Origin of the sequence: Lysinibacillus sp. FSL M8-0337, from assembly GCF_038593855.1 — a bacterium.
Classification (GTDB): domain Bacteria; phylum Bacillota; class Bacilli; order Bacillales_A; family Planococcaceae; genus Lysinibacillus; species Lysinibacillus sphaericus_D.
Map to the genome: position 1 here is coordinate 2091409 of NZ_CP151996.1, position 24138 is coordinate 2115546.

At 35.2% G+C, this 24138-nt stretch carries 22 protein-coding genes and 1 pseudogene; 14 read left to right on the plus strand and 9 right to left on the minus strand.

From position 1 onward, the window contains the following. The first annotated feature begins 12 nt into the window (after positions 1 to 12). Positions 13 to 438, plus strand: coding sequence for a thioesterase family protein (locus MKY08_RS09920; RefSeq protein WP_069512709.1), 426 nt, complete (start codon positions 13 to 15; stop codon positions 436 to 438). Positions 439 to 621: 183 nt separating this feature from the next. Continuing rightward, positions 622 to 1089 carry a GNAT family N-acetyltransferase gene (locus tag MKY08_RS09925; protein WP_069512708.1) on the plus strand — a complete coding sequence of 156 codons (468 nt, stop codon included), beginning with the start codon at positions 622 to 624 and terminating at the stop codon, positions 1087 to 1089. A gap of 85 nt (positions 1090 to 1174) precedes the next feature. On the opposite strand, the gene MKY08_RS09930 is transcribed toward MKY08_RS09925, so the two are convergent. Then, positions 1175 to 2791 (minus strand): hypothetical protein, encoded by a 1617-nt coding sequence (locus MKY08_RS09930; RefSeq protein WP_069512707.1) that lies wholly within the window; start codon positions 2789 to 2791, stop codon positions 1175 to 1177. A 2-nt stretch (positions 2792 to 2793) separates the two neighbouring features. After that, positions 2794 to 3576: an ABC transporter ATP-binding protein gene (locus MKY08_RS09935; protein WP_069512706.1), complete on the minus strand. Its 783-nt coding sequence runs from the start codon at positions 3574 to 3576 to the stop codon at positions 2794 to 2796. A gap of 209 nt (positions 3577 to 3785) precedes the next feature. Here MKY08_RS09935 and MKY08_RS09940 point away from each other — a divergent pair. The 7 genes and pseudogenes from MKY08_RS09940 to MKY08_RS09970 all read left to right on the plus strand — a co-directional run. Continuing rightward, positions 3786 to 3941, plus strand: a pseudogene (locus MKY08_RS09940) (nucleotidyltransferase domain-containing protein); the annotation flags it as partial. Positions 3942 to 3972: 31 nt separating this feature from the next. After that, positions 3973 to 4251 (plus strand): hypothetical protein, encoded by a 279-nt coding sequence (locus MKY08_RS09945; protein WP_069512705.1) that lies wholly within the window; start codon positions 3973 to 3975, stop codon positions 4249 to 4251. 398 nt (positions 4252 to 4649) lie between these two features. Continuing rightward, entirely contained in the window at positions 4650 to 5969 is a 1320-nt protein-coding gene (locus MKY08_RS09950; RefSeq protein WP_069512704.1) for an SPFH domain-containing protein, read from the plus strand. Positions 5970 to 5983: 14 nt separating this feature from the next. Further along, positions 5984 to 7087, plus strand: coding sequence for a hypothetical protein (locus tag MKY08_RS09955; protein ID WP_069512703.1), 1104 nt, complete (start codon positions 5984 to 5986; stop codon positions 7085 to 7087). A 207-nt stretch (positions 7088 to 7294) separates the two neighbouring features. Continuing rightward, positions 7295 to 8191 (plus strand): DegV family protein, encoded by an 897-nt coding sequence (locus tag MKY08_RS09960; protein WP_069512702.1) that lies wholly within the window; start codon positions 7295 to 7297, stop codon positions 8189 to 8191. Between the two features lie 154 nt (positions 8192 to 8345). Beyond that, positions 8346 to 9551, plus strand: coding sequence for an EAL-associated domain-containing protein (locus MKY08_RS09965; protein WP_024361843.1), 1206 nt, complete (start codon positions 8346 to 8348; stop codon positions 9549 to 9551). Between the two features lie 562 nt (positions 9552 to 10113). Continuing rightward, positions 10114 to 10398 (plus strand): hypothetical protein, encoded by a 285-nt coding sequence (locus MKY08_RS09970; protein WP_069512796.1) that lies wholly within the window; start codon positions 10114 to 10116, stop codon positions 10396 to 10398. Positions 10399 to 10691: 293 nt separating this feature from the next. Here the strand turns inward: MKY08_RS09970 and MKY08_RS09975 are convergent, their stop codons facing one another. Continuing rightward, positions 10692 to 11204, minus strand: coding sequence for a TerB family tellurite resistance protein (locus tag MKY08_RS09975; RefSeq protein WP_069512701.1), 513 nt, complete (start codon positions 11202 to 11204; stop codon positions 10692 to 10694). Positions 11205 to 11932: 728 nt separating this feature from the next. Here MKY08_RS09975 and MKY08_RS09980 point away from each other — a divergent pair. From MKY08_RS09980 to MKY08_RS09990, 3 genes are all read left to right on the plus strand, one after another. Beyond that, positions 11933 to 12949 (plus strand): linear amide C-N hydrolase, encoded by a 1017-nt coding sequence (locus MKY08_RS09980; protein WP_024361838.1) that lies wholly within the window; start codon positions 11933 to 11935, stop codon positions 12947 to 12949. 148 nt (positions 12950 to 13097) lie between these two features. Further along, complete coding sequence (locus tag MKY08_RS09985) at positions 13098 to 13415, plus strand: hypothetical protein (RefSeq protein WP_256093196.1); 318 nt, start codon at positions 13098 to 13100, stop codon at positions 13413 to 13415. 826 nt (positions 13416 to 14241) lie between these two features. Next, positions 14242 to 15291, plus strand: coding sequence for a 2,3-butanediol dehydrogenase (locus tag MKY08_RS09990; RefSeq protein ID WP_024361837.1), 1050 nt, complete (start codon positions 14242 to 14244; stop codon positions 15289 to 15291). 172 nt (positions 15292 to 15463) lie between these two features. Here the strand turns inward: MKY08_RS09990 and MKY08_RS09995 are convergent, their stop codons facing one another. The 3 genes from MKY08_RS09995 to MKY08_RS10005 form a co-directional block, all read right to left on the minus strand. After that, entirely contained in the window at positions 15464 to 16414 is a 951-nt protein-coding gene (locus tag MKY08_RS09995) for an RNA methyltransferase (RefSeq protein WP_069512795.1), read from the minus strand. A 346-nt stretch (positions 16415 to 16760) separates the two neighbouring features. After that, a complete protein-coding gene (csaA, locus tag MKY08_RS10000; RefSeq protein ID WP_069512700.1) occupies positions 16761 to 17093 on the minus strand; it encodes a chaperone CsaA in 333 nt (110 codons plus the stop codon). 295 nt (positions 17094 to 17388) lie between these two features. Continuing rightward, complete coding sequence (locus tag MKY08_RS10005; protein WP_069512699.1) at positions 17389 to 18333, minus strand: YafY family protein; 945 nt, start codon at positions 18331 to 18333, stop codon at positions 17389 to 17391. A gap of 113 nt (positions 18334 to 18446) precedes the next feature. Between MKY08_RS10005 and MKY08_RS10010 the strand changes: the two genes are divergently transcribed. Beyond that, the gene (locus MKY08_RS10010; RefSeq protein WP_069512698.1) at positions 18447 to 18977 is read left to right on the plus strand and encodes a dihydrofolate reductase family protein; all 531 of its coding nucleotides are present in this window, start codon (positions 18447 to 18449) and stop codon (positions 18975 to 18977) included. Positions 18978 to 19131: 154 nt separating this feature from the next. Here the strand turns inward: MKY08_RS10010 and MKY08_RS10015 are convergent, their stop codons facing one another. Together MKY08_RS10015 and MKY08_RS10020 are read right to left on the minus strand one after the other, a co-directional pair. Beyond that, the gene (locus MKY08_RS10015; RefSeq protein WP_069512697.1) at positions 19132 to 20169 is read right to left on the minus strand and encodes a serine hydrolase domain-containing protein; all 1038 of its coding nucleotides are present in this window, start codon (positions 20167 to 20169) and stop codon (positions 19132 to 19134) included. A 148-nt stretch (positions 20170 to 20317) separates the two neighbouring features. Beyond that, complete coding sequence (locus MKY08_RS10020) at positions 20318 to 21136, minus strand: Ku protein (RefSeq protein ID WP_069512696.1); 819 nt, start codon at positions 21134 to 21136, stop codon at positions 20318 to 20320. 102 nt (positions 21137 to 21238) lie between these two features. Between MKY08_RS10020 and MKY08_RS10025 the strand changes: the two genes are divergently transcribed. Continuing rightward, positions 21239 to 23065 carry a DNA ligase D gene (locus MKY08_RS10025; RefSeq protein WP_069512794.1) on the plus strand — a complete coding sequence of 609 codons (1827 nt, stop codon included), beginning with the start codon at positions 21239 to 21241 and terminating at the stop codon, positions 23063 to 23065. Between the two features lie 53 nt (positions 23066 to 23118). Here the strand turns inward: MKY08_RS10025 and MKY08_RS10030 are convergent, their stop codons facing one another. Further along, positions 23119 to 24081 carry an MBL fold metallo-hydrolase gene (locus MKY08_RS10030; RefSeq protein WP_069512695.1) on the minus strand — a complete coding sequence of 321 codons (963 nt, stop codon included), beginning with the start codon at positions 24079 to 24081 and terminating at the stop codon, positions 23119 to 23121. Between the last annotated feature and the right edge of the window lie 57 nt (positions 24082 to 24138).

The following is a 24138-nucleotide window of genomic DNA, read 5'->3' on the forward strand; positions in this document are numbered from 1 at the left end:
GAGGTGAAGAAAATGTTTGTGAGTGAAAAACAGATTGAGATTCGCTATGCGGAGACAGACCAAATGGGCGTTGTCTACCATGCCAACTATATCATTTGGATGGAGATTGGACGTACGCAGTTAGTGAGCGATGCGGGGTTTGAGTACGCAGCATTAGAGAAGGAAGGGTATGTATCGCCAGTAATGGATTTATCTATTTCCTATAAGGCTGCTATGCACTATGGACAGGTGGCAACAGTGCGTACTTGGGTAGAGAAACACGACCGTCTACGCACAACATATGGTTATGAAATTTTACATGAAGATGGCACGATTGCTGCAATAGCACAGTCCGTACATATTCTAGCGCATAAAGAAACATTACGACCTGTTTCTTTAAGTAAAATTGACCCTGCTTGGGATGCTAAATATAAAGAAATTGCAGTTGCAACAAAATAATATCAGCAGCTTGATGTCTACGTTAATTGAATTGAAGTAAGCAAAAGGCAGGACCAGAATAATAACTGGTGCTGTCTTTTTTCTTTTAATCATATTAAATCCATCAAGTCTTTTTATCTTGCATAATATTTGTCATATTGTTATGATTGGAACAAATGTTCTATACGAGGGGTGGGGAGAATTATGCAACTATACATATACGATAATCGCTTTAAAGCGTTAATTGACCAGTATCAATTAACAGCTGAACAACTTGAATATACAGGAACACCGCAAGAGGGTATTGCGTTTGCTAAAGAGGATGTCAATCGACATGCCATTTTAGCAATTGAGGATGGAGTGCTTGTAGTATTCTTTGTGTTACATCGAAAAGAAGGTGTAAAGCCATATTGTGAAAATGATCATGCTATTTTATTAAGAGCTTTTTCTACAGATTATCGACATCAAGGGAAGGGCTATGCAAAAAAAGCTTTAATGTTATTACCTGACTTTGTCAAACAGCATTACTGTGACGTCAATGAAATTGTATTGGCTGTTAATGTAAGGAATGAGGCGGCACAGAGACTATATAAGAAATGCGGTTATACCGATAAAGGTGTGAGAGTGATGGGAATAAAAGGGGAATTAATCGTTATGAGCTACGATTTGTAAAAAGAATTGCAAAAAATCCACTGAGCCATTATAAGCAAAGTGGATTTTTACTAGCTATATAAGCAATGCCTATTTCGTTGAAGTATTACTTAGCTCGTTTAAACAAGTATTTCCAAGTAAAGAAATTGACAATGACAAGTACAATGAAATAAATAAAAATACCATAAGAACCGCTTGTTGTCAGTAGATAGTGTAGAAATGCAAGTATACCTAATGGAATAAATAATATTAAGGACTTCCAACTCTGTCCATCACCGATTTCATCGAAGGGCTTTGTGAAAGGAATTTTGCTTTCAAAGCCGATGTAGCAAATGATTGTGTACAAACAGCTTGCTACTAAAACAATCAATAAATCTGGAATGATTCTCGGGCCATAAATAAAGCAAAATACGATGCTTAGCACAATATACAGCGGAATATATAGCTTTATTAAAAAGGCTTTTAAACTACCCTTTTGTAAGTCTGTATAGTCCTTAATCGGAAAGACTTTGTAGATCCAAGCGGCTTTATATTTTGCGGAATGACCTAACATCATCACAGCAGATGGAATAATCAGCATACTAAAATAAATATTTAAATAGCTTATACTAGTCGAGTAGTCAACATTATCTGACCGCATCATATTAAACATAAAAATAAATGGTATCACGAAAGAAAAGCCTAACGATGGATACACTTTTAATTTAAAATCCCGTTCTTGTTTCATCATAAGAGAGGCAAAACGGTAAAATGCCCTTTCCTCACTTGTTCGGCATATAAAAGATAAGAAATAATCTTTTAAACGACTTCTCTTTTCCTTCTTTGACTTACTCGTGCTTAATAACTTTTGTAAATTGCGCTCAAAGGTTGGAATTAACTTTATATAGAGCCCTATTGAAATAAGTGGTATAAAGACGGAGAAGATAGTGCCTACTAACGTGAAGTAAGAGTTATTACCATTTAAGATAAGCTCATAAGGAGCGGCAAACCACATCGGAATGATGAAAATACTCCACCATGTGAATTTTACGACCATTTCAAGGTTAACAAACTCAAAGGATCGAATGAGCACTTGATAACCAATCATCAGCACTAAGGATAAACCAATTTGCACATAATTAATAATGTCCTTTAGCTTTTCTCCATCAAAAAATCTTAAAATTACAATATACAAAATGGTTGTAAGCACGACAATGAAAATATTGATAAAGGTAAGTGCGAATACGGTTAATAGAAAGAATACTATTCCTTGTGTAAACAAGCTAACTAAAAGGGGAATCGCGGTTAAGGCAATTGTTAAATAAGTTAGATAAATAAAGATATGCAATACTTTAGCGGCATTTATCGTTTTAGCATTGATCGGCTTTGTTGCCAAGATGCTTCTGTCACGGACATCAAGTAGTACAGAAGAAAAATCGGAAATCAAAGTAGTCATCACGATAAAGATAACTATGCCGTATGCAATGCTCATTTGAAAATGATAGTTATCACCAAACCCCATAAAAGGAATGAGTATAAGACCATAAAGGGCGTAAATCCATAAAGATTTGAAGTAGCTATTCTTCTGATCTTTTTTATTTTGGTTAAAGATGGTTGGTACTTTTCGTTCATCCATCGTTAGTTTAATATGGAGGATTTGTCTCATAATCGAATAATCAATGCCCATTTTCCGAAAAATAAATTGCACTTTATCAAGTAGTTGCAGGACTTTGAAATCTTTCATTACTACACCTCCTGGACAACCGCTACGAATTGTTCACCAATTTCTTTATGATTATGAAAACCTGTTAGTTGGTTGAAAATCCCCTCTAACGTTCCTGCCGTATTAGCGGCTTGTAGTTGAGCAAATGTTCCATCAGCAGCAATTTTTCCATCATTCAGTAATATAATACGACTGCTGATTTTTTCGACCACATCCATGATATGGGAGGAATAAAATATCGTTTTCCCTTGGGCTGCTAATTGCGTTAAAATCTCTTTGAAAATCATAACACTATTCGCATCCAAGCCGTTAATAGGTTCATCCAAGAACAGTAAATCTGGATTATGTATAAGGCTAGCGATAATTAATAGCTTTTGCCTCATGCCTTTTGAATAAGAAGATATTCTTGCATGATATGCTTCTCCAACACCGAACAATTCCATTAATGATTTAGATTTGGAAGTCGCTACATCTAAATGCAATCCGTAAAGCTGGCCGATGAAAGTCAAATACTCATAGCCAGTTAAATTATCATAAACATCGGCTATTTCAGGCACATAGCCAATTTTCCGTTTATAATCAATGCTATTTTGTTTAATATCCTCCCCAAATAGCTTAATTTCACCACCATATTCGCCTTCAATCCCTAATATAATTTTGACAGTTGTACTTTTACCAGCGCCATTCGGACCGATGTAGCCAATAATTTCGCCTCTTGACACATGTAAGTCAATTCCTTTTAAAATTTCTTTGCTGCCATAGCTCTTCGTTAAGTTCATAATCGTTAAAATCTCTTGGTGGTCCATGTTATAGCTCCTTTCTGTTTAGAAAATTAACCATACAACGGTATTAGCACCATTTTTCATAGTGCTATATATATTATACATGATTTTAGCAATTTGTTATTAATTACAAATTCCTTTGTAAAAATTTGATTCGCTTTAACAGGAGATTTTCTGCAAGTGTAGAAAGTATATTCTATATAATTCAGTAATTTTCAGGAAGAGGTGGCAATTTGGATTATTTAAAAAGGGATCACGCAGTCGAAGCAGCACTTCAGTTTATTACAAAACATTTCCCTCATTGCGATGGGGCTTTATTGGCTGGAAGTGTCATTCGAGGAGAGGCGACAGAGACCTCGGATTTAGATATTGTCGTTTTTGATAAAAATCAAAAGACAGCCTAATGAGGAGCTAGATAAAATGATTATTGATAATGTAGTTTTAAAATTACTTGAGTATAGTACTTCAAAGCCTAATATAGAAATAACTTGGGATAATAATCAGACCAGTTTATGCGAAATTGATACATTTTATGACACAGACAACGGATTAGAACTTCATGACGAAGGATATGAAGAATATCATGTTGCATTGGTGAAAGAGGTGACGAATAACAAATATATCGAAATAGGAATAGGTGATAAAAGACCTGTAATTATTAAATTAGCAGATACAGGGGAAGTTATATTTAACAAATAAATATAATGATTAACTTACTTAACATTTAAAAATGACCAAGTTCTCTATTAATATTGAATTTGGTCATTTTCTATTGCTATTAATTAAAACTATATGTGCAATAAATGTGTAGTTGAGCAAAGTTAATCGTAACATGATGATTATAAAGAATATCCCAAACTCTTATAAAAAATTAGTTATGCAAGACCTTTAGCGAAAATTATTAAATTCGCTTAGCTTCGCCTTGTACCATATGGTGGAAAATTATTTGACGGTTTTTCAGTAGGGAAGTAATAAGCATCCTAATGCCCAAGTAAAAATTTTGAAACAAATTGTCCTTTCTTGCGTAGTACAATAGGAAGGGCAATATTTTTAATGATAAAATAACATTAAGTATTTATTTAAAGGTGGGAAATAGAATGGGTTTATTAAAAGCAGGTATTGGGGCATTAGCAGGTGTATTAGAAGATCAATGGCGTGAGTATTTCTACTGTGAGTCCTTATCAGCAGATGTCCTTGTTGCTAAAGGTGTTAAACGCACTTCTAAACGAGGCTCAAATAAAGGAAACGACAATATTATTAGCAATGGTTCAATTATTGCCATTAATGAAGGGCAGTGTATGATGATTGTCGAGCAAGGCAAGGTAGTGGAGTTTTCTTCCGAATCTGGTGAATATGTTTATGACACATCTACAGAACCATCTATTATGTATGGGGATGATCTGTCAGCAAACATTACGGAAACGTTTAAGCTAATTGGAAAGCGTTTCACATTTGGTGGAGAGCCTGCCAAAGATCAACGTGTGTATTATTTCAATAAAAAAGAAATCGTTGGCAATAAGTATGGAACACCTGCCCCAATTCCTTTCCGTGTCATTGACCGCAATATTGGCTTAGATATTGATATTACCATTCGTTGTCATGGTGAATATTCTTATAAAATAGTAGACCCATTATTATTTTATACAAATGTCTGTGGAAATGTAGAGCGTGAGTATACACGTGATGCTATTGATAGTCAATTGAAAACAGAGCTAATGACGGCATTACAACCAGCATTTGCTCAAATTTCGGCAAGTGGCGTGCGCTATAGTGAAATACCTGCGCATACAGTGGCGCTAGCAGATGCTCTTAACAAAGTGTTATCAGAAAAATGGTTGGCAACACGTGGTTTGGCAGTTGTATCATTCGGAATTAGTTCATTAAAAGCATCTGAAGAAGATGAAGCGATGATAAAACAATTACAGCGCAATGCAGTGATGCGTGACCCAGGGATGGCAGCTGCGCATTTAACTGGGGCACAAGCAGAGGCGATGATTGCAGCTGCGCACAATGAAGGCGGTGCAATGGCTGGGTTCATGGGGATGAATATGGCAACACAAGCGGGTGGCGTCAATGCAAGCCAACTATTCCAAATGAGCGAGCAAAATAAACAGATGCAAGCAACGACGCCACAACAATCGAGCCCATCCAATACTTGGACATGTTCATGTGGACAAGAGAATACGGGTAAATTTTGCTCAAACTGTGGTGCAGCAAAGCCAGTAGAAGAGGGCTGGACATGTTCATGTGGCACAATCAATAAAGGTAAATTCTGTAGTGAATGTGGGGCGAAAAAACCGTCTGGCGCATTGCAATATGCTTGTGATAAATGCGGTTGGCAGCCAGAAACCCCTGCAAACCCTCCGAAATTTTGCCCTGAGTGCGGCGATGTTTTCGATGACAATGATCTAAAGTAAGGAGATGACTGGTGATGACGACGCAAGAAATGGAAAACGTCAAAGAGGCAAAGCTAGAATTCGATGCTGAATGTCCATCATGCAGTGCATCAATTGAGTTTAACCCCGCAACAGGCAAGCTAACTTGTCCATATTGTGGCTTTGAAACCGAGATTGCCAAACCTGAAAAGGAACAAGAAAAAGTGGCCCAAGAAATGGATTTTGCAAAGGCTGAGGAGCGAGGAAACTTTAACTGGGGCGTAGAGAAAAAAACGGTTATTTGTAAAGCTTGTGCTGCTGAAACGATTTATGATGCATTACAAGTAGCAGATAGCTGTCCATATTGTGGCTCAAATCAAGTAATGGAAGCGAGTGCTTCAAATACACTTGCACCAAATGGCGTATGTGCATTTGAAATAACAGATAAACAAGCAGGCGAAAATTTTCAAAAGTGGATTAAAAGTAAATGGTTTACGCCAAAAGCTGCTAAAATTAGTGCAAAGCCAGATGCTTTTAAAGGTGTTTATCTACCTTATTGGACGTTTGATACAAAAACAAGCTCTCGTTATTCGGCTAGCTATGGTAAGCATCGAACAGTCACTGATAAGGATGGTAATCAGCGTACGGTTACAGATTGGTATACTACGAGTGGTTTCTATCAGGAATTTATAGATGATCATTTAATTAGTGCAACGACTCGCTATGATCGTCAGATGATGCGTAAAATAGAGCCATTTAACTTATTAAATAACAAATCCTATAAACCGGAGTATGTAGCAGGATTTCTCTCAGAACGCTATAGCATTGGTTTACAAGATGGTTGGAACCAAGCAAAGAGAGAAATTCACGATTATTTAGAAGCAGAAATTACGGCAAAGATCCGTATAGAAAAATTTGCAGATGTTGTCTCCAATTTGCGGTTTTCTACAACACATGATGACATTACATATAAGTATTTAATGTTACCAATATGGCTTTCTTCTTTTAGATATAAAGAGAAAATTTATCGATTTATGGTGAATGGTCAGACAGGTCGTGTTGGAGGAGACGCTCCGATTTCGCCATTACGTGTAACAATTGCAGTCCTTGTAACGTTAATGATTGCGGCAGTTGTCTGGTATTTCTTTATGAATGAATAAGGAATAATAACAATATCCTAAAAGTGTGTACATTTTTTACTTTTGGGATATTGTTTTTTATTGTGAATTTTGTCGAAAAAATGTCGAACGTTGTAAAAAAATTAGGCAATTATGATAAATGTCACTATTCATCACGGTTCTGTCTATGTATAGTTGCATAAGTTATAAGGATTAATACTTTACAATAGACAGGGAGCACAGCATTTAATGAACAAGAAAATAGCATGGGTTACAGATACAGCAGCATTGTTAGATGAAAAATTCATACAGGACAATCAAATTCACGTATTACCACTCAATATTGTTTTTGAAGAGGGCGTATTACGAGAAACTGTTGATATGACACATGATGAATTTTATGACAAACTTCGTACTACTAAAACACATCCAAAGACATCGCAACCTGCCATTGGTGAAGTGGTAGCGTTATATAAATCGTTAAAACAGCAAGGCTATGACTGTGCTATTGCTATTCATACTTCGCAACATTTGTCGGGCACTTATTTAAGCGCTTTCACAGCAGCACAACAAGCACAATTTGAAGTATATCCAGTTGATTCTAAAATCGGTTCATTTCCAATGATGAAAATGATTGAACTTGGGCAGCAATTAGAACGAGAAGGCGTCGCACCACAACAAATCGTTGAAAAAATTAATGAACTTGCAGATCATAGCGAGCTGTCCTTTATCCCAGCGAGCTTATCACAATTGCATAAAAGTGGCCGTGTGTCAGGGACGCAAGCGTTTTTGAGCCAACTATTAAATATAAAAGTCGTTATTTCTTTTGATAATGGTAAAGTTGTCATGAAGGAAAAAGTACGTGCACTAGCAAAAGCAAAAGCATATGTAGAAAACCTTCTAATAAATGATTTAGACTCACATCATATTCCAGAGGTAGCTGTTATTCATTGTAATAATGAAGAAGGTGCGATGAATTGGAAATTAGCCCTAGAAAAAGCGTATCCTTTTATTATTTTTCACGTTCTGCCATTGAGTGCTTGTGTCGGTGTGCATGCAGGAGAAGGCACACTTGGACTGAGTTGGGTACGCAGACCGGAGACAATCGCACAAAAACAACAAGAAAAAGAATTAGTGACGGTCTAAACTAACAAACGAATAACAAAAATACGGCATGTGAAGTTGCGAAATTCCTATAAACAAACTATTATACAGTCAGAGAGCTTTTTCATTAAATGAACTGTAGTTGTAATGTTATTTTTGAATAATGATAGATTATTCAAGTATGGAGGTTTCGACAATGGACGCAATTGAAGTGTTAACTAATTTAGATCAAATACATGGGTATTTTCAACCTATATTTAGCGCTGATGCGCATACGGTGATTGCCTACGAAATTTCCGGACAGTTACAAATAGAAGGTCAACAAATCAATTTAAAAGATTTTGTGAATAATGAAGATATTCCAGAAGAATATCGGATTGATATGGAGCATAAAATTTTACACGCTGCATTAACACAGATAGACACAGTAGCACCCGATATTGATATTTATATTCCAAGTAATCCGAACTTGTTAATGCAAGATTTCGGTGAAAGTCATTTTAATATTATTCAACAATATATAGGGGAAGAAGATTTACATCGTATTGTCTTAGTTGTTTCTGAGCATCGGTTTTTAGGCGATATTAATAAATTGCACCACGCTCTTCGTTATTTTACAACGTTTGGTATGAAAATAGCTGTGCAAGAAGTCGGTGCTGAAAGTCATTTAGAACATATCGCATTATTATCACCTCAAATTTTAAAGGTTAATATACGTGATTTAAATTATGACTCATGGTCTGCACAATCTGACATGATTTCAGCAATTGGCAGCTTAGCTTATAAAATCGGGGCTAACCTTTTATTTGAAGGTATAGGGACTGTTTACCAATTGCAATTTGCTTGGAAAAACGGGGGACGATTCTATCAAGGTTCTTATTTAGCAAATGCTGCAAAGACATTTGTGGAGAAAGATATATTAAAGGAACGTTTTAAAGAGGAATGTCAGCAATTTATAACATCTGAAAAGAAGATGCTTCAGGCACAATATTTCGAGTTGAAGAAATTAAGAGAGGAACTAGAAGCAATTGTTCATCGAGTAAAGCCTTCTAGTGATAATATCTCACAATTGGAACATTTAGCAGAGCTTTTAGATCATTACTCTTTCCGATTATATATTTGTAATGAGGATGGTTTCCAATTAACGCCTAACGTGATGCGTGTAGAAGGGATATGGGAATTACAGCCAAATGCAATTAATAAAAATTGGAGTTGGCGACCGTATTTCCTACAAACGATTATTAAAATGCGAAATGATCAAAATGGCGAAATTTCAGAACTGTATCGAGATATCGAGACAGGAGAAATTACGCGAACATTTTCCATTGCCATTAATGAACACGAATATTTATTTGTCGATCTTTCCTATGATTTTTTATATGAACATAATATATTTAGATAGACCGATAAAGGCTTATATAGCAAGGGTGGAGGGGTACAAATATCGTTTGTACCCTAATAAGTGCCCCAAATAAGTGAAAAAATATGATTTATTCAAATTTAATTAACGGAGAAAGAACTTCTGTCGCCTTTAATTCCTCATCTGCCAACGAATGAGCATATGCCTTCATTAGCATTTCTGGAGTATTTCCAATAATTTTAGCTACCGTGGTAACGGGAATACCTTGGGCAATTAGAATACTTACATAAGTATGCCATAGTAAATGCGCGGAGATTCGTACAAAATGATGCTTGTTTTGAAAGCGTGAAACATCTACACAATATTAGCCATAACTATTTTTAACACCAACTAATAAGAAAAATAACAAATCTTATAAGAGTGCCTTTGAGGTGCTCTTTTTCAGTTTTCGACAGGGGCGACTATTCAATTTAAAAATATAATAGTTGATTGAAGTCTTTCATCCACTGTAATAAGGGGGAGCGTAATAATGCGTCCGGCGGGGGTGGGGAGGGAACCATTTAATTACAATTTATGTCTATATTGGAAAAAAGGAGGTATCATTATGTGGTTAATATTAGGTCTAATTACTATGATAGCAACTTTTATCAATCTATTTAGGTATATAACAGGTAAAGATTATAAACTCGCGATGGCAATGGGGTTATCGTTTACAGCATTGACACTCTGTGCAGAACATAGCCTAGTATCTAATTGGGTAAAAGTTGAAGATTGGGCAGCTTTATTGGATGTTGTACCGACTATGGAAAAAACGTTATGGTTTCTAACCATTGTTTCAATTTTACTAAATATAGCACCTATCCTATTAGAACGAAAAAATAAAAAATAATTACTAATTGTTGTTCGTTTTGATATACAGCGTTAAGAGCAAAATGTCCTCCGTCCGCTTTCGGCATGTTGAGTTATATAATATTCGTGACGTTGTTCTGGAATTATTGCAACAAATACTTTTGTGTAAGGAAAGATAATCTTGTCATATACAGCAGTTCCAAAACTAACAAAAGGAGAAACTAGATTAGCCACAAAGAGCCAATCTACACAAGCAAAAGAACGAGATGAATTTAACTTTGATTTTATTATAAACACAAAAACGTCACTCATTTAAAATGAGTGACTGGGATTTTATTTTGAAAGATTTACTTTATATCCAGTTTGATTTTTAGCATGGTTAGGATTTAAGAATACTGAACGATCATTTTTTAAAACAATGACTTCAAAGAAAGGTTTGAATCTTTCTTCAGAAATCCCGAAAGCTTTTAGGAATTTAGCAAATAGTTGTTGTTCTTGGATTTCAGCTTCACCATCAGATAAAGATGAATCGATAATATTAACTAAAATGCACATCTTTTGAGCATCAGTTAATGCTGGAGCCGCTTCAAGTAAAAATTGGTCTACGGAATTTCTATTTACGTATTTAATAACTTGGTCCATTAAATCATTATTGTTACCACCTACATAAACTGTACTGCCTTTTTTCTTACCTCCAATAACTGATAACAACTGACCTATTTCCTCATTATCATATTCACCATCTGCCCCCATCATATAAAGCAAAGATGTTACGAATGCAAAATGGTGATTCATACCTTGTTTGTTATGAACCTTGTCCCCTTTAAAGATATCAAATAATCCCACTAATTAATCCTCCTATTATTTTAATATTTATAAAAATTACATTGAAGATATGTAATGTTTTATCTAAAATTTATTGTTAAATCTTTAATTACCATCATTGTTAAGATTGTACCAATATCGGTAAGTGTTGTCAGTAATATCATGTAAATAACTAGTAGTTTATAAAAAAATTACTAATGTAAGAGCACATGCTTTTACATCAAGTTAAGGGAACAATCATATGAAACTTGCATCAGTTGCTAATATTGTTGCTACATTATAATAAAAAATCATCAAAGCTTATAAAGTAAGGAGCTCTTATATGTGTAAACGTATTTCAAATTTGACAGTTTAGTGAAAAAATGCATGTATATATAAATATGAATTTTATTAGAAAGTCAATTGTTAGACAGTGGATTTTTTAAAAATACTACTTTTATAGTAATAGAAAATAATGGTAACGCCAAATAATGACGGTGTATGTGGCGCGATGTGGCGTTATTGCATGAAATTAGACATTTTAGTATGAAAAAAAGGTGGGATGACCGCCAAAAAACGGCGTTAATTTATCCTTGAATTTCCATTAATGGAAGTGATAGTATGGTTTTGGAAGCGGAATAAATCTATTTTTAGTTAATTATGGTACTCGTGATAAGTGAAGTAAATTCTTTATTATGAAGATACGTTAGTTGATTTAAAAATAATTCCGTTACATTTTTTTAAAATACTTTTTCAAGGGAGTGTTTTTTATGTTAGGTTGCAGTAGCTTATCAATTCGTACAACAGATGATAAAAGTTTATTCGCTCGCACAATGGATTTTACAATGGAACCAGATAGTAAAGTGATTATTGTCCCACGTAATTACGGCATTCGATTGTTAGAGAAAGAAAATGTAGTCATTAACAATTCATATGCTTTTGTTGGAATGGGAAGCACTGACATTACATCACCAGTTCTCTATGATGGGGTAAACGAAAAGGGATTAATGGGCGCAATGCTTTACTATGCTACATTTGCGACTTATGCTGACGAACCTAAAAAAGGCACAAGAGGCATCAATCCCGTGTATGTAATTTCTCAAGTTTTAGGAAATTGTGTAACTGTCGATGATGTTATTGAAAAATTAACTTCTTATACATTATTGAATGAGGCCAATATAATACTTGGCTTTGCACCCCCACTTCACTATACATTTACAGATGCTTCTGGTGAATCAATTGTTATTGAACCGGATAAAACGGGCATTACCATTCATCGAAAAACGATTGGCGTCATGACGAATAGCCCTGGCTATGAATGGCATCAGACAAATTTAAGAGCTTACATTGGTGTCACACCAAATCCGCCACAAGATATTATGATGGGAGACTTGGATTTGACACCGTTTGGGCAAGGGGCAGGGGGCTTAGGATTACCAGGTGATTTTACGCCGTCAGCACGTTTTCTTCGGGTAGCATACTGGAAAAAATATACTGAAAAAGCCAAAAATGAAACAGAAGGCGTAACAAACTTGTTCCATATTCTATCTTCTGTAAATATCCCAAAAGGTGTTGTTTTGACAAATGAGGGGAAAACGGATTATACCATCTATACCTCAGCTATGTGTGCACAAAGTAAAAACTATTACTTTAAACTGTATGACAATAGTCGAATTTCAGCCGTTTCATTAATGGCTGAAAATTTAAATAGTCAAGATTTAATTACATTTGAGTGGGATCGTAAACAAGATATTAAGCAATTAAATCAAGTAAATGTAATGAGCTAAAAATTGCCTATTATATAGTACAAGGTACTAAAAAAATGCCCCTGATTGTTAAATATACGAACAATCAGGGGCTCTTTTTCTATGGTTAAATACATATGGTCGGTCACTAGAATGAAAACGTTTATGGAATTATAATTGAGGTGTTACTATGGAAGAAATTATATTAAATGATTGTATTGTAAAAATAGACAAGGAAAAAACTATTGAATTGTTTAAAAATTTGCCAAAAGTATCCGAAAAAGCTCATTGTGGTTGTGAGGATTGTCAACTTTTCACTAAACAAATTCAACATGCGAGTCCACAAGTTTTGGATTTCTTTAAACAACTTGGAGTTGATCCTACAAAAGAGGCAGAGGTCTGGAGAGCTATTCCTAATGAAGACGGTTTTGATACATATAGTGCAGATTATCATTTTATAGGTGCTATACAAGGCACAGATGATTTAGATTGGATTCAAGTAGAATAAGCATCTTTTGGATTTGCAAATTATAATAGCGATTTACCAAGTCCGATGATTCCAAGTACCTTTTCACAGCCAATTGTAGAATTAGCTGTGAGAATAACAATGCCCCATATGAGATGTAATATAGAAAAATTATTCTTATATACCATAAGGCAATGATACTAAAGAAAGGGAAGTCTTAAGTAGAGATTTGGGTTCGTTTAGTACAGATTATGGTTTATTTATAATTACTTCATATTAGTAGGATTTTTTTATTTTTCTGTTATAGATAATTGGATTGCTATTATTGTTAGTTTTATCATTACCTTGATTATAAGACAATTAGGAAAACAATTTTTGCATTATCATTCTTCTGTAAACTATATTATTTCATGTCGTTCTTATACGAGATTTCGAAAGAGAGTGTTCATTCTTTCCAACGATTCCGACAATGATGGGAACGATATTTCTTAAATCCTCGATTATCGTAACATTATTTGCTAATTTTCTTAAGTCAATTAGCATTATCTTAACAACAATTCATACTTTTAATCTTATTTCCACCTCAAAAATGCGCTCTAATTAACCAGAAAACATTTTAATATTTGAAACGTTTATTAATATACTAATAAAATATGTATTTTACTTTAAAGGAAATACCATCGTTTATAATATACAATATATAGTGTTATTCGCTATAAAATATCAATATATTGTTTTAGTTTAGTTATATACTAAATTAATCGGATTACTATAATTTTTTTGAGTCATTATATTTGTATCATTTTATTTTAGTGATAGAATGAAGTTGTGACAAAAAGACATAAATTCCATCGGAGGTTTCGACATTATGAAAGCAGCAGTTTGGTACGGAGAAAAAGACATTCGTATTGAGGACAGAGAATTAAAAGCTCTTAAAGATAATGAAGTTACAGTTCGTGTAGCTTGGGCTGGTATTTGTGGTAGTGATTTACATGAATATCAAGAAGGTCCTGTCTTTATTCCAACAAAAGAAAAAGATGAATTAACTGGTGAAATCGCTCCACTTATTATGGGGCATGAATTTGCAGGAACTATTGAAAAAGTTGGTGCAAACGTTACTAAGTTTAAAGTAGGCGATCGCGTTGCAATTAACCCAACATTAACGCACGGTAATAAACCTGAAGATATGGACGCTTATGATGGCTTTAGCTTCATCGGTTTACATGGCGATGGTGGCTTCACTACTTATGCAAATGCTCCTGAAAGTAATGTTTATTTACTACCTGAAACAATGACACTTGAAGATGGTGCACTTGTTGAACCGACAGCTGTAGCAGTACAAGCTGTAAAAGAGGGTAATTTACGTTTCGGTGATACTGTGGCGATTTTCGGTGCCGGCCCAATCGGCTTATTAACTGCTATTGCAGCTAAAGCAGCTGGTGCAAGTAAAATTATCGTATTAGATTTATCTGAAACACGTCTTGAAAAAGCAAAAGAACTTGGTGCAACGCACGTAATTAACTCTGGAGAAGTAGATGGTGTAGAAGCAATTCGCGCAATCGTTCCAGATGGTGTGGATGTATCATTTGAAGTTGCAGGTGTTGCGCCAACATTTAAACAAGCAATCGATGCAACAAGAGCTCGCGGTACTATGGTTATTGTATCAATCTTTGCTCGTCCAATTGAATGGAATCCAATTCATTTAACAAATACAGGTGTGAAAATTACTTCAAGTATTGCTTACACACCAACATCATTCCAACAAACAGTTGATTTAATGGGCAGTGGTCAATTAAAACCTCAAGGAATTATTACTGGCCGTATTCAATTAGATGATATCGTTGAAAAAGGCTTTGAAGCTTTAACAAACGATAAATCACAAGCGAAAATTTTAGTAGAATTAAGCGGCGAGAAATAATACTTATTTTTAATAAATTGTAAACAAGCAAGCACCTATTAGTGAGGACTAATAGGTGCTTTTTAATTGATAGGTTATTGCAATGTTTATTTTGAAATCCCATTCAGGCTGATGAAAGAAATTCTAATCAGCCTGAATGGGTTATTAATCATTTATTATGATAGAGAAGGCCTTATTGGCATAATAAAATCTGACGTAAGAAAGACTGTTTTTTCGCAATGCAGCGATCGGCGATAATGAAACCAGCATCATGTATTAAATCATCAATTGTTTCAATAGTAACGACAACTACTCTATCCGCAATTCGGCGAGCATGTTTAAGAATATTGTATTGATCTTCACGCGATGAATGGGTAAACAAATTATATGGTAAATCAATAATAGCTATATCATAGTGTTCTGTTATTTCTGAAATGGGACCTAAAGTAATCTTTCCTTGTAAACCAAAATAGGCTATATTTTCGCGAGAACCGCTACAAACAAAATGATTGATATCTCTTCCTTCAATATCAATACCCATAGAAAGAGCTTCTACTATTACCGTTCCTATACCACAGCAAGGGTCAATAGCACGAATATTTTGTGGCTGTGGAACGGCAATATTAGCAACGGCGCGAGCAACTCTTGTACTAAGTGCTGTTGAATAACTATTTGGTTTATGTAAATGTTTACGCCAAATGGACTCACTTTTCATATGTTTACCGAAATACCATTTTCCATCTATTAAAATAAGACCAAAAATAACTTCAGGATAATTGAGATCAGGGTCTCCCTCGATACACAATCCTAGCTCGCGTTCTATTCGTCGGCGCTCTGGCTGAGAAATTTTCTTTGTTTGACCTATAACAAAATTATTTAAACAAACTACCTTATAAGTTTTTTCACCAACTATTAAATTCTTCACTAATTTTTTTATATTTTCTACGCTATGGTCTTCAAACAGCACCTCAAGTCGATCTTGTATAAAAGGACTACGACTAGGGTCAACTTCTATATTGCTTATCATATAGTTTGATGAGGAATCTACACCGAAAAAAGAGCGCATCTCCATTCTACATAAATCGTATTCATCTACATGATGGACATATGTGTATATATATTTATTGGTATGTTGTTCGTTAATCAATGGGTTATCATCCTTTTCTATTATTGATCACTTGATATTGGTCAAATAATTGTAGATGTCTCTAGGCACTAAACTTCAAGTCTATCACAACTTCATCAATAATTGAAATGAACAAAAAAGCGTACGTTATTGTGGGCGATTTTGAACATTCTAAAAATAGAAAAGAGTCACTTCCCTAAAGAAAGTGACCCCAAAACAGGAGAGTTTTTGTAAAGGCTTTTTAAGCTTTACACTATTATTAATATGCAGAGGAAGTTATCAAGCTTTAGCCATTTGTCAGTGCAATAAAATAAAAAAATTTATACGGATGGCAGAGTGACAGTGAGAATGGGAATAGGGTGCTTTAACTAATTTTTGTGCCATTGGGTACTGATTGATCGGGTGTTAATAGAATGACATCTCCCTCTATCGGCACGCCACCGATTACGAGAACCTCTGATTTAAAACCTGCTACTCGCCGTGGTGGGAAATTGACAACTGCAACTACTTGTTTGCCGATGATTTCATTTGGTGTATATCGTTTTGTAATTTGTGCAGAAGATTGCTTAATTCCTAATGTTTCACCAAAATCAATGCTCATTTTGATAGCGGGAACTCGTGCTTTTGGTAATTCTTCCGCTTCCATAACTGTACCGATTCGAATATCCAATGCAATAAAGTCTTCAATGGTCGCCATAATTTCACTCCTTAATAGGGGTTTTTGTAAATGTTAACATAGAAGGGCTTGTTATCCAAGAAACATCTCTATACATAATGAGAGAGGCTGTTTAGTTACTATTAACGAGGATAAGGATTTCACAACCAACGTTACATAGTATACATATAAGGTGAACCTCTAGTTTAAGTGCCGTTACATCAAGGAGCAAACTCTATTTTACTGGTTACTTTTCCTTATTTTTAATCACTTATATAATAGTTATTTTCAGACCAACAAAAATTTTCCTGCGCAGATTCTAATTGGAACGAGCCATTTATAAATTTCCTTCATGATACATCGTTAAAATTTCTTTAGCCTGTTTCCGCATATGTTGGATTAATTCTTCTGGCTCAATAATCTTTGCATGTAATCCTAGTCTATAAAATAGAGGAGCGATAAAGTGAAGCTCACCTTCATCAATCGTCGCATCAATAGTACCAGTACCATTTTCGTTGATGGTCACGAAACCTTGGAAATTTGGCTCACTTAGACATTGACGTACGCCTTCTCTGGACAGTTCGACAAGCAATCTAATAGGGGTTTTTACTTCATATGAATCAAACCATTCTGCTAAATTTGTAAAATTGCTGTCGTCTTTTATGCTTGACACAATGGCATGGATACGATCCACTCGAAACAATAAAACTTTATCTTTATGAAAGTCGTATGCAGGCATATACCATAGCCCATTATGAGCATATACACCGATAGGACGAATATGCTTTGTTGTTATCGCTTTTTTTGAGTGGTATTGAATGTGAAGCTGACTTCCTTCAATTGACGCATCTAAAACCTTTTTTAATAAAGGGGTATCGATTGTTCTCTTAGGATTCCAAAAGGTAATATAAGAACGAAGTTTATCTACTTTTGCTTGGGCATCTTTTGGAAGTGAACGATATAGTTTATGCGAGACGGAGCGGATTTCAGCATCAAAAGGTAAATCACGATAATAATTGAGCGCTTGAAATGCAAAGAAAATGGATACAACCTCTTCTTCTGTAAATAACATAGGTGGAAGTAGACGGGTTGTAATAACGGTATAACCTCCATTCCTCCCTTGTTCTGCATATATGGGTAAACCCATATCGCTTAAATCCAATAAATCACGATGCACGGTTCGGACGGATATCTTAAATTCATCGGCTAGTTCTTGCGCTGTAAATTTTCTTTTCGCATTTACAAATAGTAGAATATCTAATAAACGTTTTGCTTTAGACATATTCTCACCTTTTCTTTTAATCATGCCATTACTTGTCATGTTTACTGTTTAGTATAGTTTGTGCTAATGATTTAATCAAAAGCAAAACGCTCATGAGAAAAGGAGACAACCCCATGAATAGAAAAATTGTTTTATTTATTGCGACTAGTGTAGATGGATTTATTGCGAAAGAGGATGATGACTTACAATGGTTATTAGAATCAGAAGGGGAAGGGGATAATGGGTACATGGATATGTATCAAACAATTGATACTATCATAATGGGGAAGCGCACCTATGATTATGTGATGGAACACTCTGATGCTTTTCCATATTCTGATAAAAAATGTTATGTTTTCTCGAAATCAGCAAAGAACAAAAATGATGATGTGGAATTTGTAAATGAAAATGTTGTATCGTTTACCCAACAGTTAAAGAAACAATCGGGAGCACATATTTGGATGGTTGGTGGAGCAGAGATTCTTGATGCTTTTATGAAAGAAAATTTAATTGACGAATACATTATTACCATTACCCCTCATATATTAGGTTCTGGCATAGCCCTTTTTAAAAAATATAATCCGCAAATTAATCTGGAATTAATAAAAACAACATGTTATGGACAGATGGTGCAAATGCATTATCAAGTAAAACAAGAAAATTGATTTTATCGTTGTCGCATTTGTTTTTAAGAAAGTTTTAGCTATAAAGAGATATATCTAAAAGGCGGTCAATAAAGCATCGTCCAACCAGTTGTCGGTATTAAACCAACGACTGGTTGTTTAGTTTTGTTTGGATTTTGGTAGGGGAAAACGTCGTTTATGAACAGGAGATAAGTGATTTGTATAGTTCACCTATGATTCCTTGCATTTGATGAACGCCTAAATCAGTATTTGTCATAACAATCATTCCTTTTTCTAAATAAGGAAAGAATACAAGCATACATTGAAACCCAATACCCCAACCAAGGGAGGAGATTTCTACTTCTTGTCCTGAGCCCTCAAGAAATACCCCTAAACCAGCCCATTCTTTAGCACCTTGTGGTTGAATTAGCTCTTCGACTAGGTTTGCAGAGATACCGATTTTACTAGAGCCCTTTAAAGCATTTATTAACTCTAGTAATAATTTAGCTAGATCAGCGGGGGATGTCCATAAGCCACAAGCAGCAGGGTAAGGATAAATTGGGTAGTTATCTGTCACCGATTTTCCATATTTGTGGTGACCACTAGCGAAAGATTGTTCTTTTGATGATGCAAATGTTGTAGAAAGTGTGCTATGTGTCATAGTTAACGGTTTAAATATATGTTCCTCTATAATCGAGTCAAATGATTGTGCCATTACATCTTCTATTAATAACTGTATAATACAAAAACCAGCATCCGAATAATGAAATGCATGCCAAGGTTCACCACTTACTTCTATAGGGCTTTGACAGTAAGGTGTTGTGCCATTTAACAAATTTACCATTGACGGTTTCGCATGAGAATCGTTTAAAGTTGAAAAACTATTCGCTGGATCTATAATGCCAGATTGATGACAAAGTAAGTTTCGTAATGTTACTTTTTTTAGCTTCGTATATTGATTTTCCGGTACCTTCCACGATTTCAGTTTGTTATTGACATCCTCATCTAAATCTAAATAGCCTTGTTCCACTAATACCATGACTACCATGCTTGTTAAAAATTTGCTTATAGAACAGGCATTGAAAATAGATTGGTCATTTACTTTTTGCCTAGTTCCTGCCATAAGATATCCATAATGTTCTATTTGACTAATTTGTCCCTTTTCAATTACCAATAGACTTAACCCTTGAACACGATAGTGATTCATACGTTCCTCAATATTTACTTTGGTCATTAGACACCATCCATCAATTTTTATACTAATTATAACATGATGAACAAACATACGTTTCCTTTTAAGGGGGTTTAGCTATACCACAAGAAAAAGGCATCGAGTATATAAGTTCTCGATGCCTTTCGCTCTATGGTTGGTGAGCGAGCCTTCACGCATTTTTCTTCGTTTTGGTTGCTCTTTTTCTTGTTGTAGGTTTTTTTGTTTTATCTAAAGAAGCTTGGAGTGCTGACATCAAATCAGTAACGTTGTCAGGTAGAGGACGCTTATCACTGGCAGATACTGAATTTGTCGCTTTCTTTTCTTCGATAAGTTCCATTAAAGCATTGCGATAGTCATCTGTATATTTTTCTGGATTAAATACAGTTGTTAACTGGTCGACTAGCATCAGTGCAGCGTCCAATTCCTTTTGAACAATGGTTGGCTCACTTGGGATGTTTGGAACATCTTGCACACTACGAACTTCGTCAGGAAAATGGATTGTTTCCATTACGAGAGCATTTTGATAAACACGAACAATCGCAAGCTGTTCCTTCGAACGAATAATAATTTTAGCAACGCCAATTTTACCTGACTCCTCTAACGTTTGTCGCAATAGGGCATATGCCTTACTGCCTGTAGTATCAGGAGATAAAAAATAAGTTCGTTCAAAATAGATAGGGTCAATTTCGCCTAATTTAACAAAATCGATAATTTCAACAGCCTTATCTTCGTTTTCTTTACGCAAGTTCTCTAGCTCTTCTTCATCTAGAACGACAAACTTATTTTTTGCATACTCATATGCCTTTACAATATTTTCTTCTGTTACTTCTTGATTACAACCCTCACATACTTTCTTATAGCTAATAGGTGTATGGCATTCTTTATGAAGTTGTCGTAATTTAATGTCTTTATTTTCTGTAGCAGCATGTAGTTTAACTGGTATGTTGACAAGACCAAATGAAATACTGCCTTTCCAAACTGTATGCATGTTGTCACCTCGTTTTTCTTACTATGTAATAATTTGATGTGTTTTATGTATGCTAAATAAAAATAGTGTCAACAGTACAAAATAAGAAAGTAGGTGTACAAGATCAAACCGATGTTACTAGTAGAAGTAAATGAACCGCCAAAAGGAGATGACTGGCTTTACGAAGGGAAATATGACGGATTCCGCTGTCTATTACAGTGGACTGATAAAGAGCCTATTTTGAAAAGTAGAAATGGCAATGTGTTAAATCATTTGTTTCCGGAAATTATTGATTATTGCAGAAGTCTTTATAATCAGATCAAAGTATTTTTACCGTTAGTATTTGACGGAGAAATAGTGTATTTAATCAACAACTATAAAAGTGAATTTGCAGTCGTGCAACAACGGGGAAGAATGCAAAAAAAAGAAGTGATTGCTGCACATGCCACATCCTTTCCTTGTCATTATATTGTTTTTGATTTACTTTCCTATCAAGGTGAAAGTCAAATGAATCGCTATTTAAAAACGCGAAAACAGCAACTAAACACTCTTTTTACATCGTTAAAGCTACCGACTGCTATTAAATATGAAGAAAACCATCGTGTACAAGCAATTGATGTTTTTGAAGATAGCCAAACTTTGTGGCATTTCATCAAAATTTATAATGGTGAAGGTATTATTGCCAAGAAAAAGACGAGTAAATGGCAGGAGGCTGTACGGTCAACACATTGGCTAAAAATTAAAAATTGGAAAATTGTCACAGTGATTGTGAACAAATTTGATAAAGGAAATGGATATTTTCACGGTTGTGTTCATCGTCAGGGTGTGCTAACGGAAGTGGTTGTTTTTAGGCATGGGATGAAAAAGGACGAGTTAAATACCCTAATTACATTCTTTCAAGCAAATGGGCAACAAAACAATGAAACATGGCAATTAGAACCATCCATCTGTATTGATATTGCCTGTATCGACTTTGATGGTAGTAAGTTAAGAGAACCTCGTTTTCATGCCTTTCGATTAGAAATGGAACACCAGTACTGTAATTGGCAACTTATGCAACGCCAGCTTATGCCAATACCGGATAGTGTGCCAGTCACACATCCCAACAAGCCGGTGTGGCCTGCTATTGCAATTACTAAAGAGGACTATTTGTACTATTTACAGCTTGTATCACCCTTTATACTGCCATTTTTACGAAATCGACCTATTACGTTAATTCGTTTTCCTCATGGGGTACCAGGAGAGAGTTTCTATCAAAAAAGCAGTCCGGAACATCTACCTGCATTTGTCGTAACAGAAAAAGTTAGCGAACATCATAGTATCCTATGCAATAACCTTGAAACACTGCTGTGGTTAGGGAACCAACTTGCATTAGAATTTCACATCCCTTTTCAAACGATTGACACTGAAAAGCCTACAGAGATTGTTTTTGACCTGGATCCTCCTTCCGTCGATGCATTTTCACTTGCTGTAAGTGGTGCACTACACTTAAAAGAAATATTTGATTATTTTAAACTACAGTCTTTTGTTAAAACTTCCGGTGGCAAAGGTTTGCAAGTCTATATTCCATTACCACACAATACATTTTCTTATGAACAAGTTCGTCTTTTTACAGAGTTTGTCTGTCGTTTTTTATGTGAGCAAAAACCCGAATTATATACGATTGAACGTTTAAAGAAAAATCGCAAAGATAGATTGTATTTAGATTATGTGCAACATGCGGAAGGGAAAACCATTATATCGCCGTTTTCCACCAGAGGTAATGAAATGGGCTTAGTTGCAACACCTCTACATTGGAATGAAGTAAACGACAAATTATCACCGGAACAATTTACGATACCTGCTGTTATAGAGCGAATCAAACGGGTGGGTAATCCATTGATCCATTTTCAAGCGATAGGGGAAGAACAGGACTTTCAAGCAGTGCTTCAGCATTTAGATAACCAATAAAAGAATCTGCAACATTTCTCAAAGTTACCGTGAGAAATGAGCAGATTCTTTATCTATTTGCTATTAGATGGTTTGTTTTTTTGCAAATAATCAAGAATGCCCATTGCTGATACTGCTGTATCAAAAGGAATCGTTTGATAGACGGGATGGTTTTCTGCAATACCATTTCGCTGTAGATATTGATGTAAAAGTGCTTGCAATCTCGTATCTAATAATTTAGCTTGCTGTGCTAAAGTACCAGGTGAAGCTAGTGCCTTTTCTCCTTCAACTAAAAACAACGGCGTCCAGTAGCGAACTTGACGATAGGCTTCTATTGGGTTTTGATAGGCACCGTAATGACCGAAATACAATTCCTGAACATTAAGTTTTTCATATAATTGAATCGATTGCTCCATCGTATCTGGATCATACTGATTCGGAGAAGTTGAAGGGATAATTAAATCAATTGCTTCATCAGCCAACTCTGGATAACAGACACCTGTTGTATCACCTACAAACATTCCATTCGTCGCAGAGTAATGCATGGATACGTGATGTTTAGCATGACCTTCCGTATGGTAAAAAGTTAGTTGATGATTGCCTAACGATAAAATATCGCCATGCCCAGCTTCCATAATCCGTTCAGGCGCAACCGGTACGATTGGGTCAAAGAGGCGATGGAATTCTTGACCATATACAGCCTTTGCACTTGCAATTAGGCGTGTTGGGTCAATCATATGCCCAGCACCACGGGGGTGTACGACTAATTTTGCTTTCGGGCAACTTTGAAGAAAAAGACCAGCGCCGCCTGCATGATCTAAATGAATATGTGTAACGATGACATAGTCAATATCATCTAGTGTAATTTGCAATTCATTTAAACCTTCTATTATATAGGGCACGGAAGGACTTGCAGATGTTTCAATCAACGCAATTTTCTCATCGATAAGTAAATAAGCGCTTGTGCGTTCCTTCCGATTCAAATCGTGCGTATCAATGCAAAAAAAGTTTGGTGCTATTTTTTGTGCTCTCTCCATTAAAAAATCTCCCTTCTGAATAGAAAAAAGCTAAATTTTCTCTAAAATACCTTTTTT

Excerpts from the sequence above, each read along its gene's own strand:
- MKY08_RS10010 (WP_069512698.1), top strand. The coding sequence starts at position 18,447 with ATGAATAGAAAAATTGTTTTATTTATTGCGACTAGTGTAGATGGATTT.
- MKY08_RS09965 (WP_024361843.1), top strand. The coding sequence starts at position 8,346 with ATGGACGCAATTGAAGTGTTAACTAATTTAGATCAAATACATGGGTAT.
- MKY08_RS09970 (WP_069512796.1), top strand. The coding sequence starts at position 10,114 with ATGTGGTTAATATTAGGTCTAATTACTATGATAGCAACTTTTATCAAT.
- MKY08_RS09955 (WP_069512703.1), top strand. The coding sequence starts at position 5,984 with ATGACGACGCAAGAAATGGAAAACGTCAAAGAGGCAAAGCTAGAATTC.
- MKY08_RS09985 (WP_256093196.1), top strand. The coding sequence starts at position 13,098 with ATGGAAGAAATTATATTAAATGATTGTATTGTAAAAATAGACAAGGAA.
- MKY08_RS09960 (WP_069512702.1), top strand. The coding sequence starts at position 7,295 with ATGAACAAGAAAATAGCATGGGTTACAGATACAGCAGCATTGTTAGAT.
- MKY08_RS10020 (WP_069512696.1), bottom strand. The coding sequence starts at position 21,136 with ATGCATACAGTTTGGAAAGGCAGTATTTCATTTGGTCTTGTCAACATA.
- MKY08_RS09950 (WP_069512704.1), top strand. The coding sequence starts at position 4,650 with ATGGGTTTATTAAAAGCAGGTATTGGGGCATTAGCAGGTGTATTAGAA.
- MKY08_RS09930 (WP_069512707.1), bottom strand. The coding sequence starts at position 2,791 with ATGAAAGATTTCAAAGTCCTGCAACTACTTGATAAAGTGCAATTTATT.
- MKY08_RS10030 (WP_069512695.1), bottom strand. The coding sequence starts at position 24,081 with ATGGAGAGAGCACAAAAAATAGCACCAAACTTTTTTTGCATTGATACG.
- MKY08_RS09980 (WP_024361838.1), top strand. The coding sequence starts at position 11,933 with ATGTTAGGTTGCAGTAGCTTATCAATTCGTACAACAGATGATAAAAGT.
- MKY08_RS10015 (WP_069512697.1), bottom strand. The coding sequence starts at position 20,169 with ATGACCAAAGTAAATATTGAGGAACGTATGAATCACTATCGTGTTCAA.
- MKY08_RS09945 (WP_069512705.1), top strand. The coding sequence starts at position 3,973 with ATGATTATTGATAATGTAGTTTTAAAATTACTTGAGTATAGTACTTCA.
- MKY08_RS09925 (WP_069512708.1), top strand. The coding sequence starts at position 622 with ATGCAACTATACATATACGATAATCGCTTTAAAGCGTTAATTGACCAG.
- MKY08_RS10005 (WP_069512699.1), bottom strand. The coding sequence starts at position 18,333 with ATGTCTAAAGCAAAACGTTTATTAGATATTCTACTATTTGTAAATGCG.
- MKY08_RS09920 (WP_069512709.1), top strand. The coding sequence starts at position 13 with ATGTTTGTGAGTGAAAAACAGATTGAGATTCGCTATGCGGAGACAGAC.
- csaA (WP_069512700.1), bottom strand. The coding sequence starts at position 17,093 with ATGGCGACCATTGAAGACTTTATTGCATTGGATATTCGAATCGGTACA.
- MKY08_RS09990 (WP_024361837.1), top strand. The coding sequence starts at position 14,242 with ATGAAAGCAGCAGTTTGGTACGGAGAAAAAGACATTCGTATTGAGGAC.
- MKY08_RS09935 (WP_069512706.1), bottom strand. The coding sequence starts at position 3,576 with ATGGACCACCAAGAGATTTTAACGATTATGAACTTAACGAAGAGCTAT.